Origin of the sequence: Vallitalea pronyensis, assembly GCF_018141445.1 — a bacterium.
GTDB classification, from domain to species: Bacteria; Bacillota; Clostridia; order Lachnospirales; family Vallitaleaceae; genus Vallitalea; species Vallitalea pronyensis.
Genome location: NZ_CP058649.1, coordinates 6193813 through 6209776, shown reverse-complemented (window position 1 = coordinate 6209776; position 15964 = coordinate 6193813). Strand labels below are relative to the sequence as shown.

General features: G+C 37.9%; 13 protein-coding genes, 6 tRNA genes and 1 rRNA gene. 18 read left to right on the top strand and 2 right to left on the bottom strand.

Annotation, left to right across the window (positions count from 1 at the left end; genetic code table 11):
- The first annotated feature begins 130 nt into the window (after positions 1 to 130).
- Positions 131 to 1048 (top strand): stalk domain-containing protein, encoded by a 918-nt coding sequence (locus HZI73_RS25860; protein WP_212696208.1) that lies wholly within the window; start codon positions 131 to 133, stop codon positions 1046 to 1048.
- A gap of 55 nt (positions 1049 to 1103) precedes the next feature.
- Here the strand turns inward: HZI73_RS25860 and HZI73_RS25855 are convergent, their stop codons facing one another.
- Both HZI73_RS25855 and HZI73_RS25850 read right to left on the bottom strand, forming a co-directional pair.
- Entirely contained in the window at positions 1104 to 2990 is a 1887-nt protein-coding gene (locus tag HZI73_RS25855) for an FtsX-like permease family protein (protein WP_212696207.1), read from the bottom strand.
- Positions 2977 to 3741 carry an ABC transporter ATP-binding protein gene (locus HZI73_RS25850; protein WP_212696206.1) on the bottom strand — a complete coding sequence of 255 codons (765 nt, stop codon included), beginning with the start codon at positions 3739 to 3741 and terminating at the stop codon, positions 2977 to 2979. Before HZI73_RS25850 ends, HZI73_RS25855 begins: the two co-directional genes overlap by 14 nt.
- 315 nt (positions 3742 to 4056) lie before the next feature.
- On the opposite strand from HZI73_RS25850, the gene HZI73_RS25845 reads away from it, so the two are divergent.
- The 17 genes from HZI73_RS25845 (at position 4057) to HZI73_RS25770 (ending at position 15938) form a co-directional block, all read left to right on the top strand.
- Positions 4057 to 4320, top strand: a complete 264-nt coding sequence (locus HZI73_RS25845; protein WP_212696205.1) for a hypothetical protein — start codon at positions 4057 to 4059, stop codon at positions 4318 to 4320.
- Positions 4321 to 4331: 11 nt separating this feature from the next.
- Positions 4332 to 4937 carry a peptidoglycan recognition protein family protein gene (locus HZI73_RS25840; protein WP_212696204.1) on the top strand — a complete coding sequence of 202 codons (606 nt, stop codon included), beginning with the start codon at positions 4332 to 4334 and terminating at the stop codon, positions 4935 to 4937.
- Positions 4930 to 5130 (top strand): hypothetical protein, encoded by a 201-nt coding sequence (locus HZI73_RS25835; protein ID WP_246552293.1) that lies wholly within the window; start codon positions 4930 to 4932, stop codon positions 5128 to 5130. The genes HZI73_RS25840 and HZI73_RS25835 overlap by 8 nt, the downstream gene beginning before the upstream one ends.
- Before the next feature lie 396 nt (positions 5131 to 5526).
- A 16S ribosomal RNA gene (locus HZI73_RS25830) occupies positions 5527 to 7055 on the top strand.
- Between the two features lie 308 nt (positions 7056 to 7363).
- Positions 7364 to 7445: transfer RNA gene (locus tag HZI73_RS25825), tRNA-Tyr, on the top strand.
- A 201-nt stretch (positions 7446 to 7646) separates the two neighbouring features.
- Positions 7647 to 7732: transfer RNA gene (locus HZI73_RS25820), tRNA-Leu, on the top strand.
- A gap of 226 nt (positions 7733 to 7958) precedes the next feature.
- Positions 7959 to 8034, top strand: a tRNA-Phe gene (locus HZI73_RS25815).
- 9 nt (positions 8035 to 8043) lie between these two features.
- Positions 8044 to 8114: transfer RNA gene (locus HZI73_RS25810), tRNA-Gly, on the top strand.
- 5 nt (positions 8115 to 8119) lie between these two features.
- Positions 8120 to 8191: transfer RNA gene (locus tag HZI73_RS25805), tRNA-Gly, on the top strand.
- 23 nt (positions 8192 to 8214) lie between these two features.
- Positions 8215 to 8286 (top strand) — tRNA-Gln (locus tag HZI73_RS25800).
- 164 nt (positions 8287 to 8450) lie between these two features.
- Complete coding sequence (locus HZI73_RS25795) at positions 8451 to 9053, top strand: superoxide dismutase (protein ID WP_212696202.1); 603 nt, start codon at positions 8451 to 8453, stop codon at positions 9051 to 9053.
- 114 nt (positions 9054 to 9167) lie between these two features.
- On the top strand, positions 9168 to 9677 hold the full coding sequence (locus HZI73_RS25790; RefSeq protein WP_212696201.1) for a L,D-transpeptidase: 510 nt from the start codon (positions 9168 to 9170) through the stop codon (positions 9675 to 9677).
- 217 nt (positions 9678 to 9894) lie between these two features.
- Entirely contained in the window at positions 9895 to 12564 is a 2670-nt protein-coding gene (locus tag HZI73_RS25785; protein ID WP_246552559.1) for a DUF5050 domain-containing protein, read from the top strand.
- 4 nt (positions 12565 to 12568) lie between these two features.
- Positions 12569 to 12694: a hypothetical protein gene (locus HZI73_RS26720; protein WP_281418840.1), complete on the top strand. Its 126-nt coding sequence runs from the start codon at positions 12569 to 12571 to the stop codon at positions 12692 to 12694.
- Positions 12691 to 14463 (top strand): B12-binding domain-containing radical SAM protein, encoded by a 1773-nt coding sequence (locus HZI73_RS25780; RefSeq protein ID WP_212696199.1) that lies wholly within the window; start codon positions 12691 to 12693, stop codon positions 14461 to 14463. Before HZI73_RS26720 ends, HZI73_RS25780 begins: the two co-directional genes overlap by 4 nt.
- A gap of 44 nt (positions 14464 to 14507) precedes the next feature.
- On the top strand, positions 14508 to 15170 hold the full coding sequence (gene nth / locus HZI73_RS25775; RefSeq protein WP_212696198.1) for an endonuclease III: 663 nt from the start codon (positions 14508 to 14510) through the stop codon (positions 15168 to 15170).
- A 72-nt stretch (positions 15171 to 15242) separates the two neighbouring features.
- Positions 15243 to 15938 (top strand): NUDIX hydrolase, encoded by a 696-nt coding sequence (locus tag HZI73_RS25770; protein ID WP_212696197.1) that lies wholly within the window; start codon positions 15243 to 15245, stop codon positions 15936 to 15938.
- The last annotated feature ends 26 nt before the right edge of the window (positions 15939 to 15964 follow it).

Here is a 15964-nt window from a genome sequence, read left to right as displayed (position 1 = left end):
CGGCACTTCTTGAAGGCATTGTTAGATTATGGTAAAATGTGATATATATCAAGTAAATGTCATGATATTACTTCGATATGAAATAAACAGAGGACATATCCGTCAAAAAGGATAAGAGGAGGAGACACTTATGAAAAAATCCATCAAGATTTTAGTTGCAATGGTAGTACTCATCACGGTATCAACATCATTATCAGCAAGTTCCTTGATAAGGGATATATCAGGGAAAGAGAACAAAGGCATTACCATTACTTACAATGGTCAAGTGCAGACATTAAAAGATGGTCATGGGGAGGTAATCTATCCAGTTATTATTGATGGATCAACCTATTTACCTGTTCGAGCAGTTACAGAAATGGTGGGAGCAGATATTACTTGGAATGGGACAACGAAGACCATTGATATTACAACCAAAGACAACTCAGATGGGGCTGTTCCAACGGATTTACCGCCATCTAATGACACACAGCCTAAACCTGAGCCACAAGAAAATCCGCAACAACCTACACCAAGCCCATCCAATAGTGCAGGTACATTAGAAGACCCTGTACCATTTGGTTCAACCTATGTATTTAATGACCGAAATGCCTATGATGGTAATGAAACTAAGGCTCATTTTGAAATCACTGTCCTAAAAGCAGACCCTATCACAAGAGATGGCATTGCTGAATTAGGCTTTCAAAAGCCAGAAGATGATCCACTTTATAGTTATGTTATGCTTACCTTAAAAATTAAAGCAAGCAATGTGACCTATACAGGGTCAGAATACAGATTCTTAAGTAATATCTATCCACATGTCTGGGGGTCTTCTACACCTCAAGGAAACAGTATTATTGGAGGAACAGATTACGGATTTACAAAGTCATTCAATGATGCTTTAGATTATGAAGTTGGTTTTGAAAAAGTAGAAAACGATGGTAAAAGTCATGCCTATGAAGTTGAAGGTAAGGTGTTATTACCAATTTTTAACAACTTGGAAACGTACTTTGTCATGGAGAAATCGGATTATGATTTAGATGACCGATGCATTTACTTTAAACTAAAATAAGTGATGTGACATGAAAAAAGATGCAAGGTGGGATATACCTAGCATCTTTTTTATTCTATTTTTCTCTAATTCGTCGAATATAGTGGCTGGTGGTCAACATATAAAAACCAAAGAAGATCACAGTAACCACACCAATACTCATTAATATAGGAAGGTTTAAGCTCATAGCCACCATGTTTTCCAATACTTTTATAGCCACAATGGAATGAATAATAGCAATAACAAGTGGTAGGGCAAAGGCCATGGCAATCTGTATACGGATTGCCTTATTAATGGTGCTATCTTCCATACCAATCTTACTTAGAATCGTGTATTTATCCTTATCTTCCATGGATTCTGTAATAATCTTAAAGTAAATAATACTACCTGTTGCCATAATGAAGACTAAGGCAAGGAAAGCACCAAGTATATACACAATCTTAATGATGGTATTTTTCATTTGACCATCGTTATTACCATATTGTGCAAAAGCATAGATGTCACCAGATAAATTTTCGATTCTGCCTTCTAGGGTTTTTCCCAAGGCTTCATCCGTTAATTTGTAAGCAGAAACGTATTGGATGGTACTGCCTTCTGCTAGAATATCATAGGTCTTATCGTTAACAAGCAGAGTGCTAATGGGTAAGCCGATGCCGAATAAAGGTGCTTTTATAATACGGTTGATCGTCACTTCATGTCCATCCAAGGTTAAGGTCTTCATATCAAATATATTGAAAAGTGTCTTCGCATTTAAATTAAGAACAGCTTCAAAATCATGTAACTCCCTTTGAAGGATGACTCTTTTATTGGCGGTATAATCAACTTGATCAATAATCTTAATGTAGTCACTGTATTTCACGATACCCGTAGGGTAATGATAATTCTTTCCTTGTGCACGTTCCTTTTCTATCACAGGAATATGATTTTCGTGTATAATAGCATCCTTCTCTTCATTTACTAATGCTATAACTTGCTCTGCTGCCTCCTTACTTTCAGTCATGGTAATGAATGTATGGGGATAATCCATCTTCTGCACATCATTATTGGAGTAATTAAGGGATGTGACAGTAGCAAAAGCTGTAAGGGTACATGTTAAGAGGATAGCGATTGTGGCATACACTTTGTAATTTCGTCGGATGCGATAACACAAGTTGGAGATGGTCATAATATTGGTTTTACGGTATAAAATCCTTTTGCTATGCATCATACGCTTTAAAATAATGGTTGTGGTACTGCGAAAGAGCATGTAGGTACCAATGATGGTTAAGATTGTCGTAGCAAGTGTATAAAAGAAAAAGCTGCTGTTCATGGCATATTGAATAAGATAATAACCTGTACCAATAACCACAAGGGATAGGATGCCTGTTATCACACTGGCTTTTGGCATGCTTTCTTCTTCTTTGATGGCGTTGATAAGTGACAATAAACGACTTCTAACAATGTTCATGTAACCTTTTAAGGAAAAGAATAGGCTGATGACCCCAAACACAATAGCCGTCTCCATAATGGCTTTATAGGAAATAAAAAACTCAACGTCTACTCCCATGTTGCAATACTTGGACAATACCATCATATAGAGTTTGCCAAACACAGCACCGATGCCACAACCTACGATAATAGCCATAAAACTCATAATGAGGTTTTCCATGGCATAGATAAACCCTACCTTATAATTGGTAACACCCATTAAAGTATATAGACCAATTTCTTTCTTACGCTGGTTTAAAAAGAAAGAACTTGAAAACCATGAAAAGTAGATTAAGAATACCAGTAACATGATGGCTGTCACATAACCCAAGGTACCAACAATCTCTTGTGATGAGATACCAAGAACTTGAGGGTTGTGCTTCATAGCACAAAATTGATAGTATGCCACAACGGAGAAGACAAGAGCAAGAAAATGAAGCTTATAGATGCTAAGGTTACTCTTCATGTTTTTATAAGCAAGACTAACAGCATTCATGGTTTTCCCCTCCCATTCGGGCTAACTGTTCAATTACTTTTTGATAAAAATCTTTTCTGGACCCTTCTTTTTTGAGTTCTGTAAGGACTTGACCGTCCTGTATAAAAATAATGCGGTCACAATAACTAGCAGTGAACCCATCATGGGTAACGATGACAATGGTTGAACCGAATTTCTTATTGGTTTTTCCAAGGCTCTCTAATAATTCTGTAGCGGACTTGGAATCTAGTGCTCCTGTTGGTTCGTCAGCAAGAATCATAGAGGGTTTTGTAATGAGTGCTCTTGTTGCGGCAACACGCTGTTTCTGACCGCCTGATAACTGATAAGGATATTTTTGAAGATGATCCGTTAAGCCAAAAAAAGCGGTCAGTTCATTGATTTTATCTTTTACAACAGATACCCGTGTACCTGCTAGAACCAGTGGTAAAGCAATATTATCCATGACACTGAGGTTATTCAAAAGGTTAAAATCTTGGAATAAAAAGCCAATATTTTCTCTTCTGAATTGAGCCAATTTTTTACCCTTCATGGTAGCTAAGTCAATCCCTTTGAAGGTAATTACACCTTCTGTTGGCTGGTCAATGGTTGATATTAAGTTAAGTAGGGTTGTTTTACCAGAGCCTGAAGGACCCATGATACCAACAAATTCACCTTCTTCTATGTCCATGTCTATTCCATTAACAGCAAAGGTTTCCATACCTTTTGATGTATACACTTTTTTAATGCCCTTTGTTTCGATGACTTTTGACATTGTTTATGCCTCCCTTTTATTTTACATATCTGTATTAAAAAGTTTTCAGTATGAAACACAATAACTTCCCAATGGGTTTATTTATAACAGATATTTTTCTAAATCAATGACTTTATTTTACGTCTACCAGGGGTAAGAATCCATTGAGGTAACTTACAGATTCATGAAAAACCTTACAATTTTGTCATGTATCGTTAGCTATGACTTGAAAAAAGATGACGTGTTAATGTCGTGTTCACCTATGCTACCATATAATTAGTCCTCAAGGTAATGTGGGTAAATCATAGGCGTGAAATAAAATAAGGAGGAATCAATATGCAAAATGGGGTTACCCAAAAAGAATTTTATGAAGCCATTGAGAAAGTGACGCGTGAGACGAATGCTTTAGCCGTTACGATGACAGAGACGAAGACACTTATTCGGGACTATAACGGACTTAGACAGTTCATCAGTGATATAGATGACCGAGTCCAAAGACTGGAAGATTACGCATGCAGCAAAAAGGAGTATCGCGAATATATGGGGTGGATTGTTGGATGCGTTGCAACGATATTGGCCATCATAAGTTATTTTAGCTAGAGGAGGAGAATATGAATATTATAAAGACACAATTAAACATCAATGTACCCTCAAATAATCGACCGGCATATATTATTATACATCATGCACTGGCTCCTCGTTGCAGTATTGATGATATTCATGGCTGGCATCTGAATAGAGGCTTTGCAGGTTTTGGGTACCATTATTTTATTAATAAGGAAGGAAAAATTTATCGAGGGAGAATGGAAACGCAAAGAGGAAGTCACTGTAAGCAAGAAGGTATGAACATGAAATCCATTGGCATCTGCTTAGAAGGGTGTTATCAAGATTATCAAGGAAACGGCGATAAAGTTGTACCAGATGCACAACTAGAAGCACTTAAAAACTTGACCTTATATTTAATGAAGAAATATAAGATTAAACAAGAACGGATTAAGAAACATCATGATTTTGTACAGTACAAGTTATGTCCAGGAAATTATTTTCCATGGGAAAAGTACATGGGTTTGGTGGCAGAAAGCACAGATGCAGGACAGATTAAAGCGTTAATAAAAGAAAATCAATACTATAAGGAAGAAATTGAAAAATTACAAGAACGTTTAGGCGGCATTAAGAAAAAAATATATGAAATTGAGAGGATGGTTGAAGATGAATAGCATATTAAAAAAATTAACCAATACAAAGACAATTATAGCCATTGCCAGCGCAATTATACTGATACTAACTAGTCTAGGTGTGGAGGTTGACAATGAACAAGTAATGACGGTTATAAAAGCCCTTTGCAGCATAGGGGTATTGCTTGGGATCATAAATGATAATGGTATGAAAACCACACATTGGAATAAGTAGTAAAAGCCATTGTAAAACCTGCATGATTGTATTTATTGAAAAATATTAAAAAGTCCTTGACACTCCTACCTATATTTGATATTATAGTCTTCGACGCAGTTTTTGAACAATGAAAAATGAATAGTATATTAAACAACAACTTTAGATAATAAAGTTGACCCAAATAATTCCTTTGTAAATTCAGAGAATTGTTTTGCGAAGCTTAACAATCTCAAACAAAGAGACGGTAGTCTATAAAATACAAATTGCCAGATTAGTCTGGTCAAGATCAACGAATCTTAAGAGTACTGGTTACTTGAGAGATTGCGTTTTTCAACTAAGATTTTCTAACCTTTACCTTTTAAGATTGTACTTTCTTAAAAGTAAAGCTAAGAAAAACTAAGTTAAAAAACTTTTTAACATGAGAGTTTGATCCTGGCTCAGGATGAACGCTGGCGGCGTGCTTAACACATGCAAGTCGAGCGAGAAACTTGAGGATGATCCTTCGGGTGATTCCTTAAGTGGACAGCGGCGGACGGGTGAGTAACGCGTGGGTAACCTGCCCTATGCAGGGGGATAACGCACTGAAAAGTGCGCTAATACCGCATAAGACCACAGGATCACATGATCTGGTGGTAAAAACTCCGGTGGCATAGGATGGACCCGCGTCTGATTAGCTAGTAGGTGAGGTAACGGCTCACCTAGGCGACGATCAGTAGCCGACCTGAGAGGGTGATCGGCCACATTGGGACTGAGACACGGCCCAAACTCCTACGGGAGGCAGCAGTGGGGAATATTGCACAATGGGGGAAACCCTGATGCAGCGACGCCGCGTGAAGGAAGAAGGTTTTCGGATCGTAAACTTCTATCAGCAGGGAAGATAGTGACAGTACCTGACTAAGAAGCCCCGGCTAACTACGTGCCAGCAGCCGCGGTAATACGTAGGGGGCAAGCGTTATCCGGATTTACTGGGTGTAAAGGGTGCGTAGGCGGCGGAGTAAGTCAGATGTGAAAGCCCCAGGCTCAACCTGGGGACTGCATTTGAAACTGCTTTGCTAGAGTGCAGGAGAGGAAAGTGGAATTCCTAGTGTAGCGGTGAAATGCGTAGATATTAGGAGGAACACCAGTGGCGAAGGCGACTTTCTGGACTGTAACTGACGCTGAGGCACGAAAGCGTGGGGAGCGAACAGGATTAGATACCCTGGTAGTCCACGCCGTAAACGATGAATGCTAGGTGTCGGGGGTCGAACCTCGGTGCCGCAGCAAACGCATTAAGCATTCCACCTGGGGAGTACGATCGCAAGATTGAAACTCAAAGGAATTGACGGGGGCCCGCACAAGCGGTGGAGCATGTGGTTTAATTCGAAGCAACGCGAAGAACCTTACCAAATCTTGACATCCTTCTGACCGTTCCTTAATCGGAACTTTCCTTCGGGACAGAAGAGACAGGTGGTGCATGGTTGTCGTCAGCTCGTGTCGTGAGATGTTGGGTTAAGTCCCGCAACGAGCGCAACCCTTATCTTTAGTAGCCAGCAAGTAAAGTTGGGGACTCTAGAGAGACTGCCGGGGACAACTCGGAGGAAGGTGGGGATGACGTCAAATCATCATGCCCCTTATGATTTGGGCTACACACGTGCTACAATGGTAGTGACAAAGGGAAGCGAAGTGGTGACATGGAGCCAACCCCAAAAAAGCTATCCCAGTTCGGATTGTAGTCTGCAACTCGACTACATGAAGTTGGAATCGCTAGTAATCGCGAATCAGCATGTCGCGGTGAATACGTTCCCGGGCCTTGTACACACCGCCCGTCACACCACGGGAGTTGGAAGCGCCCGAAGCCAGTGACCAAACCTTTATGGATGGAGCTGTCGAAGGTGAAGCCGATGACTGGGGTGAAGTCGTAACAAGGTAGCCGTATCGGAAGGTGCGGCTGGATCACCTCCTTTCTAAGGAAAATCGTTAAACTTAATTAAAGGCAAAAGAATGAGAAGTTCATGAACCTGAAGGTTAAGAACCAGCTGAGGCTGAAACGATAAAGTAGAATTGCATGGGAAGTTTATAACGCATTAAATAAATGCTCTTATGAGAAATTTATAGTCATAATCGTTAAAACCATTTGGTGTTTAATATACCTATTCATGAAACTGCGACGACGTTTATCATAGGAATCATTTTGCTATACAAGATTGTTCTAAGTTTTTCTTAAAACCTATTGACAATTTTGTGAAATATGATATTATATATCATGTTCTATGGAGGGGTTCCCGAGTGGCCAAAGGGGGCAGACTGTAAATCTGTTGGCACCGCCTTCGAAGGTTCGAATCCTTCTCCCTCCATTTAAGAATTGGCTTTGCGAAAGCAAAACAATTTCTTACCATTAAAGCTTTTTATTGGCTTTGCGAAAGCAAAACAATTTCTTACCATTAAAGCTTTTTATTGGCTTTGCGAAAGCAAAACAATTTCTTACCATTAAAGCTTTTTTATTGGTTGTGTATAACCAAAGCAATGTCTTACATGACAAATTACTATGTTTATATGCCGGAGTGGCGGAACTGGCAGACGCACAGGACTTAAAATCCTGCGATCCTTACCGATCGTACCGGTTCGATTCCGGTCTCCGGCATTATAATAAATAAGGCTTATGATATGTTGTATCTTAAGCTAAATAAGGAAATTTATCGTTTAAAATACATTGTATTTTAAGCCAAGTAAGGAAATTTATCGTTTAAAATACGTTGTATTTTAAGCCAAAGTAAGGAAATTTATCGTTTAAAATACGTTGTATTTTAAGCCGAAAATTAATTGACAGTATTTCAAATATCTGGTATACTTGAAAAGCTTATTTTTTCGCCCAGATAGCTCAGTCGGTAGAGCAGAGGACTGAAAATCCTCGTGTCGGTGGTTCGATTCCGCCTCTGGGCACCAATTCAATATGCGGGTGTAGTTCAATGGTAGAACACCAGCCTTCCAAGCTGGATACGTGGGTTCGATTCCCATCACCCGCTCTTATGCGTGAGTGGCTCAGTGGTAGAGCATCGCCTTGCCAAGGCGAGGGTCGCGGGTTCGAATCCCGTCTCGCGCTTTTGTGTTCTAATTAAATAATAGTGGGTAGTCGCCAAGCGGTAAGGCACTAGACTTTGACTCTAGTATGCGTAGGTTCGAATCCTGCCTACCCAGTTTGAAAAGATACGGAAGTATCTTTTTTCTATGTCCTATCTTCCATCGACTCAAGCGACGATCGTATGAAACAAATACGATACACATGACATCATTCCAACTAAAATAATACAATAATTATCTTCGGCATATAATGGTAAAAGAATATGCAAAGAGGTGATGATATGTATAAACCACAACATTATAATTTTAGTACGGTAAAAGGTATGACTAAAAAACAACTGGATGAACACTATGCACTGTATGTAGGGTATATCAATAAGTTCGAGGAGATTAGTCAATTACTCAAAGAGAAAAGCAGTTATAAAGACCCAAATGCTACGTACAGTACGTTACGAAGCCTGAAAAAAGGTGAATCTTTTTCATTAAATGGCGTCATTCTTCATCAATTGTACTTTGCCAATATAACAGGCAAGAAATCCAATATATCTGGAGAAATACTCCATATGATTAATCGTGATTTTGGTTCGTATGAAATCTTTATGGAGATGTTTAAAAGTACAGGATTATCCATGCGGGGCTGGGTCGTTCTCATTCAGAGCGAAAAAAATGGGAAATTACGTATTATTGGCCAAGACTCACACGATAACGGCTCCGTATACAATGGAAACCCTCTTTTGGTGATGGATGTCTATGAGCATGCTTATATGATTGATTTCGGTATTAATCGGAAGAAATACATAGATGTGTTTTTCGATAACATTAATTGGGAAGTGGTCAATAATCGTATTAAAAAGATAATCAAACCGCCTTATCGCCGTTCATAATATGCATAGACATGAAACATAATGACTGATGGTAGCTATCAAGTTGCAGATCTATCTTCTATAAAAGGGTTCTTTGAATATAATTAGATAACAAAATAGTGAAAGGTTGTTTACATGAAAAAGAGTTTCGGTCTATTTTTACTGATTATGGGAATCATTGTATGCTTAATATATAGTTGTGATAGGGATCAAGTAAAGGATGTGGATGCACGCTTTGTAGGGAATGATGTGGTAGAAGATATGGAAGGCTTATGGGTAGAAGTCAGCTTAAAAGAAGAAGGGCATAAAGTCATTGTAAGAGAAGATAATGAAGTGATTCGAGAAATGATTTGTTCAGGTGGTACCCCTGATGAACCTACGGTGCTGGGTACATTTACATTACAAAACCGAGGAGAATGGTTCTATTCTGAGCGATTCAAAGAAGGAGCAACCCACTGGGTACGTATTACTGAACAGTATCTCTTTCATGGCATTCCTAGAACAAAAGATTGGGAAATTATCCAAGAAGAACAAGACAAATTAGGAGGACCTGCAAGTCATGGTTGTATTCGCCTAGGGGAAGAAGATGCGAAATGGTTCTATGACCATGTACCGGATGGCACAACAGTTGTCATTCATGACTGACACACATGATTAACTTGCTGCAATCTGGAAAAAATATAACTATATATAAAAGAAGAGGCATAAGTCCTATTAAAGTGTCTCAATTTAAATAGAATGTTTCATAAATTGACTTAACTTTACACACAAATTTAATACAATTGTAAAAACTATATGATACAATAAGATAAAACTACCATAATAAGGTATTTCTACCTTCTTAGAAGGAGAGGAACTGGTGATGTACAAAAGATATTTATTTCTTTTTACGACAATCCTCATGATAAGTCTTTTATCCATAGGCTGTAAAAGTAAAAAGGATGATCATAAAACCAAATCGGACGATAAAGTTGTGAATCATGTGGTATCAAGTGCAAATGTATCCAATGAAGACAAAGATGGCGTGTTGTTTGCGACAGCCATTAATTTTGATGAATGGATATATTTTGGCAACCCGGATGACCGTCATCGAATCTACCGTATGCATGTGGATGGTTCAGGTCTTACCAAAATTGTAGATGCGCGCATGGAAGGCTTTCATGATTTAAAAGAGTGGGTTTATTATCTCGATACAACCCAGCCCCATACACCTGCTAAATTAGCAAGAGTGAAATGGGATGGATCAGAAAAAGAAGTGCTAGTTGAAGAGAATGTAGAGATGTTTCAGCAAAGCGACGATTACATTATTTATGCTTTTGAAAATAATATCTACCGGATTAATCTTGATGGGTCAGCGAATATGAAAGTCGTATCCAGTGATGAAAAGGTCTGTTATATGAAGGTTTTTGACCATGTTATCTACTATAGTACCAGTGAAGGTTTGTTCAGTATAACGGAAGATGGTGTCAATCAATACCTTATAGCGGAAGGGGAATTTCCAAGGTTTGATGTGAAGAATCATAAGATATATTACAATGATGATAAATTATACAGCATGTCTTTAAAAGGTATTGAGGAAAAGGTCGTTATCGATAAACGCTTGGACAATACGTTTATATGGCAAGATAGCATCTATTACAATGAAGGGGACGACCTCTACCAAGTCAATATCCATACAGGAGATACACATAAGATATATGTAGACTCTTATCTAAACCACTACTATGAGAAAGACGATAAGATTTATTTCTATGGACATAACCGCATATGGCGTGTTCATCAAGATTTATCTACAAAAGAAATCGTCTTAGGTACTGGCGAAGAGTATTTAGCCAGAATGTTTATTGAAGTGGATGATAGGATAATCACCAAGAATGTGGATATGGAAGAGAATGTATCCCATCAGATGGCTTATAAGTTATTTGAATTGAAGGATGATGACTCCAGCAAAAAATTATCCGATGTTGCCATTCAGCTATTTGAAAGTAAACATGGGAAAATACTCTATACAGATGCCAAGGATAAGAAACTCTATGAACTGGATATTACGACCAATGATAAAGCATTGGTTCTCGATAAAATGATTGGCTCATTTATGAGCTACAAGGACATGATTTATTATACAGATATTCAAGAGGGTTTTCGGTTATATGCTTATGACCGTGGAACCGGTCAGCATATTAACATAACCAATATACCGGTTACCAATATTAAAAGAACCCAGGATCGTCTTTATTTTCTTGATAATCGGAAGCGTATGGGTATCCTTGATGTCCATAACAGTATACCCCGATACATTGATTTGTTTACAACAAAATATGACGTCATCGGTGACACAATCTATTACAAAAACGAAGACGATTTAGGCAGGCTTTATCGTATTCAGGATGATGGAACAGGTAAAGAACGCCTAACGGATTATCCTGTAGTGGATATCTATGCCCATCAAGAAGATATCTTCAATTATGAAAACGATCATTATGCCAATAAAGGGCAGGTTTATTATGTTATAAAACAGGGAGCTAATTTACTGTACAGCATCCATAACGATACTAAAATAAGTAAGTTTCTAGATATTGTCAGCATGGATTTAGTGGACATTACCATCATGGATGGTATACTATATATGCACATTGCTTCTGAAGGAGGCAGTTACTATGTGTTAGAAAAATACGTGGACGAATTATCCTACAAAGTTTTCTATGATATAGAGAAGCAATCTTCTGATCATAGGAAGTACTTTGTCTATCAGGTTGATGATCAAGTAGGGTATCTCTATGGCTATGACGAAAAAAACAATGAGATGGCATTAGTTATCGACCAACTGATTATGGATTTTCAGATAGAAGATGACTGGATTTATTATTCGAGTTTTGATAGCAAGGGCAATTATCGTCCATCTATCAACCGTTATCATATGAATGACCATAAGATAGAAAATGCCATACATGTTCTTGAAGACAATGTGCGTACATTTGATTTTAAAGTTCAAGATAATACCATATATTATTGTTATGATGGCGCACACCATCTATTTAAGAAAGACATGGAAACGAATCAAGTAATAACCTTATCAAGTGATTGCATGAGGTTGGGAGCCATTGTTGATGGATGGATTTATTATGAAGATAGCTTGGATAATCCAAAAGTATTGCGTGTGAAGCTAGATGGTTCATCTACAGAAGTGCTAACCAGTATTAAGAGACGATTTATCTATGCAACACCCCAATATTTATATTACTTGTTTGTGACAGAAGAAACCACCCAAAAAGGTATTCTCATTAAAAAGAATCTTGAGACCCATGAGCAGCAAGTGGTTATGGAGCAACTACAATGGCGGGATTTAGTACTGGTGAATGAGCACCTATACTATAAAAATAATGGGCTTCATGCCTATAACTTCAATACAGGTATAAAAAGAAATGTGTATACAGGAATAGTGGATGATTTTACATTACATGGTCAAGAATTACATCTATCCATTCAGGACGGAGAAAAAAATAAAACGGTTACCATACCACTAGACCAATAACCATATGAAGAAAGCTGCCTTGTTGATTGTATCGTCGGTTAAATCAGATGATTATAATAGAGGCAGCTTTTCTATAACCAGTGTACACTGGCATACAGAAGCTTTACAAAATGAAAGGACAACATCATGAAAAAAGTTCTCTTAACAGGGATTAATGCAAAGTATATACACTCTAATTTAGCTATTCGTTACTTGTACAAGTATAGCAAGGCCTATACAGACCATGTACAGGTTGTGGAGTATACCATTAATAATCATTATGATCATGTACTGCAAGAAATATATCGTATGAGGCCAGATATTCTGACCTTTTCATGTTATATATGGAACATTGAAATGATTAAAGAACTGATTACAGATTATAAAAAGATTGCACCGGATACCACCATTATTTTAGGTGGACCTGAAGTCTCCTATGATGGAGAGAAAATGCTTAGCTCTTATAAAGAGGTAGACGTGATTATCGTTGGAGAAGGGGAAGAAACATTTCAAGAATTAATGGCCTATTATATCCATGAAGAAGGTAACTTAAAGGATATAGATGGTATTGTTTATCGTGAATCAGATACAGTGCATACCAATAAACCACGAAAACCGCTACTCATGGATGATTTACCTTTTGTCTATGAAGATGGTTTTGAAGGGTTTGACCACCGGATTATCTACTATGAATCCTCAAGAGGGTGTCCCTTTAACTGCCAATATTGCCTATCTTCTATTGAAAAGGGTGTGCGCATGAAATCGCTGCACCATGTGTTCAAGGAGCTACAACAATTCTTAGATGCCCGTGTCATGCAAGTGAAATTTGTGGACAGGACCTTTAATTGTCATAAAAAACACGCTGTAGGTATATGGACATACCTCCACGAACACGATAACGGCTATACGAATTTTCACTTTGAGATATCTGCTGATTTATTAGATGAGGACATGATTGAGTTGCTTAGACAAGTACGTCCGGGACTGTTTCAATTAGAAATAGGTGTCCAATCAACCAATGAAACCACCATCCACCACATTCAGCGAAAGACCAATTTTTTAAAGTTAGCTGAGAAGGTAAAAGCCATTCAAGAGGGAAATAATATTCATCAACATCTGGACCTGATCGCAGGATTACCTGATGAAGATTACGATTCATTTGGTCGTTCCTTTAACGATGTGTATGCTTTAGAACCTCATCAACTTCAATTGGGATTCTTAAAAATTCTGAATGGTTCAGGATTAAAAAGAGATGCGGAGGATTTTGGCATTATTTATAAAGAAAAAGCACCTTATGAAGTTTTAAAAACCCATAAGTTATCTTACGATGACATACTGCGTTTGAAGATGATTGAGGAAATGGTGGAAATATATTATAATAGCGGAAACTTCTATTTTGCGATAAAATATATAGAGACGTTTTTTAAGACGCCATTTGCATTTTATGAAGCATTGGGGGATTATTGGTTAGATCATAATCTGCATGTAAGCAATCATAATAAAGTAACGCTATATACCATTTTGTTGGAATTTTATAAAGATACCATTCCTTCTAATGAAAAAGAGTTCATGCATATATTAAAATTTGATATGTACCTTCAAGAAAAGGTTAAGAAATTTCCACATTGGTTAGAACGTCAAGAAGCTTATAAAGAAGCTGTTATACGTTTCTATAGAGATGAAGAAAACACCAAGAAGTACTTGCCACACCTAGAGCAATATACGGCCAAACAAAAAAGTCGTATGACCCACTTGGAAATATTTCCTATAGACATTATAAAATGGTCGAAGGATTTTAAGAAGCCTCTAGAATGGCGTAGGAATGCGGTTTTATTTGATTATCATACACGTGATATCTTTAGAAATAATGCAACATATAGGACTGTAGAATTGATTTACAATATTTCCCAGGAAATGTAAATATTTCCCAGGAAATTAACAATTAACTGGAAGGGTGTGTTAGGATGACCGATAATAAACGATTAAAAAGGATTCTTAATTTATTAGATGAACATTATCCAAAGGATATTAAGTGCTACTTGGACCATGAAAACCCTTGGCAATTACTTGTTGCTACCATATTAAGTGCCCAATGCACAGATGATCGGGTGAATATTGTTACCAAGGACCTGTTTAAGAAATACACATCCATTAAGGACTTTGCTGAAGTGGAACAAGAAGAACTGGAACAAGATATTCGCTCAACAGGCTTCTATCGCAACAAAGCCAAGAATATTATCGCATGTTGCAGAGCGTTGCTTGTGGACCATGATGGACATGTGCCAAAAGATATAGAAGATTTGGTGAAGCTTGCCGGTGTGGGGCGTAAGACAGCCAATGTCATTCGGGGAAATATCTATGATATTCCCAGCATTGTAGTGGATACACACGTAAAACGTATTTCAAAAAAACTTGGGCTCACACCTTATGATGACCCGGTAAAAATTGAATTTGATTTAATGAAGATATTACCGAAAGAACATTGGATTCGGTATAATACCCAAGTCATTGCCCATGGACGAGCTATCTGTACTGCCAGAAGCCCAAAATGTGAAAGATGCTTCCTCTTGCCCTATTGTAAAACAGGACTTATGGATAGAATGGATGTATTGGGAAATGAGAAGTAAACGGCTTCGCAACGTGACGTTGTTATAAGATAAAGTGGAAATAGTAGATGTAGGTTGAGAAGAGGAACAGATATGAATGATCATGTATTAAAGCGAATTGTCAATCATAAAGAGGTATCCGACGGTCACGGTATTTTTCGCCGTGACCGCTATTTAAATGCCGCTGTTTTGATTCCTTTCGTTAAACATCAAGAAGCATGGTATGTTTTATTACAAAAACGAGCAAAAGATATTCGTCAAGGTGGCGAAATCTGCTTCCCAGGGGGAGGTCATGAAAAACAAGATAGTTCCTATATGGAAACAGCAATACGTGAAACCATAGAAGAAATCGGGATTACCCGCCAACAGATACAAGTCTTTGGAAAGTTGGATACCTATATAGGAAGAAGCGGTGTGATCATCGAGCCATTTATCGCTGAATTAACCATTGATGATCTGCATGCATTAGAACCGGACCATCGAGAAGTAGAAAAACTCCTCCTTGTGCCCCTGATTCACTTTATGAATCATGAACCTCAACTATATCATATTCAAGTAGAACAAGCCTCCTATATCATTGATGAAGATGGTCAACATAAGACCTTATTGCCTGTTAAAGAATTAGGTCTGCCTAATCGCTATGCAGGTACATGGGGATCAAGCCTTCATGAAATCTATGTGTACGATTACCAAGGTGAGCTGATATGGGGAATAACCGCAGATATTCTGTATGACGTGGTTAAAAAAATGGCCCATGAAATAGAAAATGAAGAAGAAAAAGCCTTTTAATAAGCAATCTTACTCGTGGATAGGTA

What these genes read in the sequence shown, in the direction of transcription:
- HZI73_RS25860 (WP_212696208.1), top strand. Translation starts at nt 131, where the DNA reads ATGAAAAAATCCATCAAGATTTTAGTTGCAATGGTAGTACTCATCACG.
- HZI73_RS25855 (WP_212696207.1), bottom strand. Translation starts at nt 2,990, where the DNA reads ATGAATGCTGTTAGTCTTGCTTATAAAAACATGAAGAGTAACCTTAGC.
- HZI73_RS25780 (WP_212696199.1), top strand. Translation starts at nt 12,691, where the DNA reads ATGAAAAAAGTTCTCTTAACAGGGATTAATGCAAAGTATATACACTCT.
- HZI73_RS25770 (WP_212696197.1), top strand. Translation starts at nt 15,243, where the DNA reads ATGAATGATCATGTATTAAAGCGAATTGTCAATCATAAAGAGGTATCC.
- HZI73_RS25850 (WP_212696206.1), bottom strand. Translation starts at nt 3,741, where the DNA reads ATGTCAAAAGTCATCGAAACAAAGGGCATTAAAAAAGTGTATACATCA.
- HZI73_RS25795 (WP_212696202.1), top strand. Translation starts at nt 8,451, where the DNA reads ATGTATAAACCACAACATTATAATTTTAGTACGGTAAAAGGTATGACT.
- HZI73_RS25840 (WP_212696204.1), top strand. Translation starts at nt 4,332, where the DNA reads ATGAATATTATAAAGACACAATTAAACATCAATGTACCCTCAAATAAT.
- HZI73_RS25790 (WP_212696201.1), top strand. Translation starts at nt 9,168, where the DNA reads ATGAAAAAGAGTTTCGGTCTATTTTTACTGATTATGGGAATCATTGTA.
- nth (WP_212696198.1), top strand. Translation starts at nt 14,508, where the DNA reads ATGACCGATAATAAACGATTAAAAAGGATTCTTAATTTATTAGATGAA.
- HZI73_RS25845 (WP_212696205.1), top strand. Translation starts at nt 4,057, where the DNA reads ATGCAAAATGGGGTTACCCAAAAAGAATTTTATGAAGCCATTGAGAAA.
- HZI73_RS26720 (WP_281418840.1), top strand. Translation starts at nt 12,569, where the DNA reads ATGAAGAAAGCTGCCTTGTTGATTGTATCGTCGGTTAAATCAGATGAT.
- HZI73_RS25785 (WP_246552559.1), top strand. Translation starts at nt 9,895, where the DNA reads ATGTACAAAAGATATTTATTTCTTTTTACGACAATCCTCATGATAAGT.
- HZI73_RS25835 (WP_246552293.1), top strand. Translation starts at nt 4,930, where the DNA reads ATGAATAGCATATTAAAAAAATTAACCAATACAAAGACAATTATAGCC.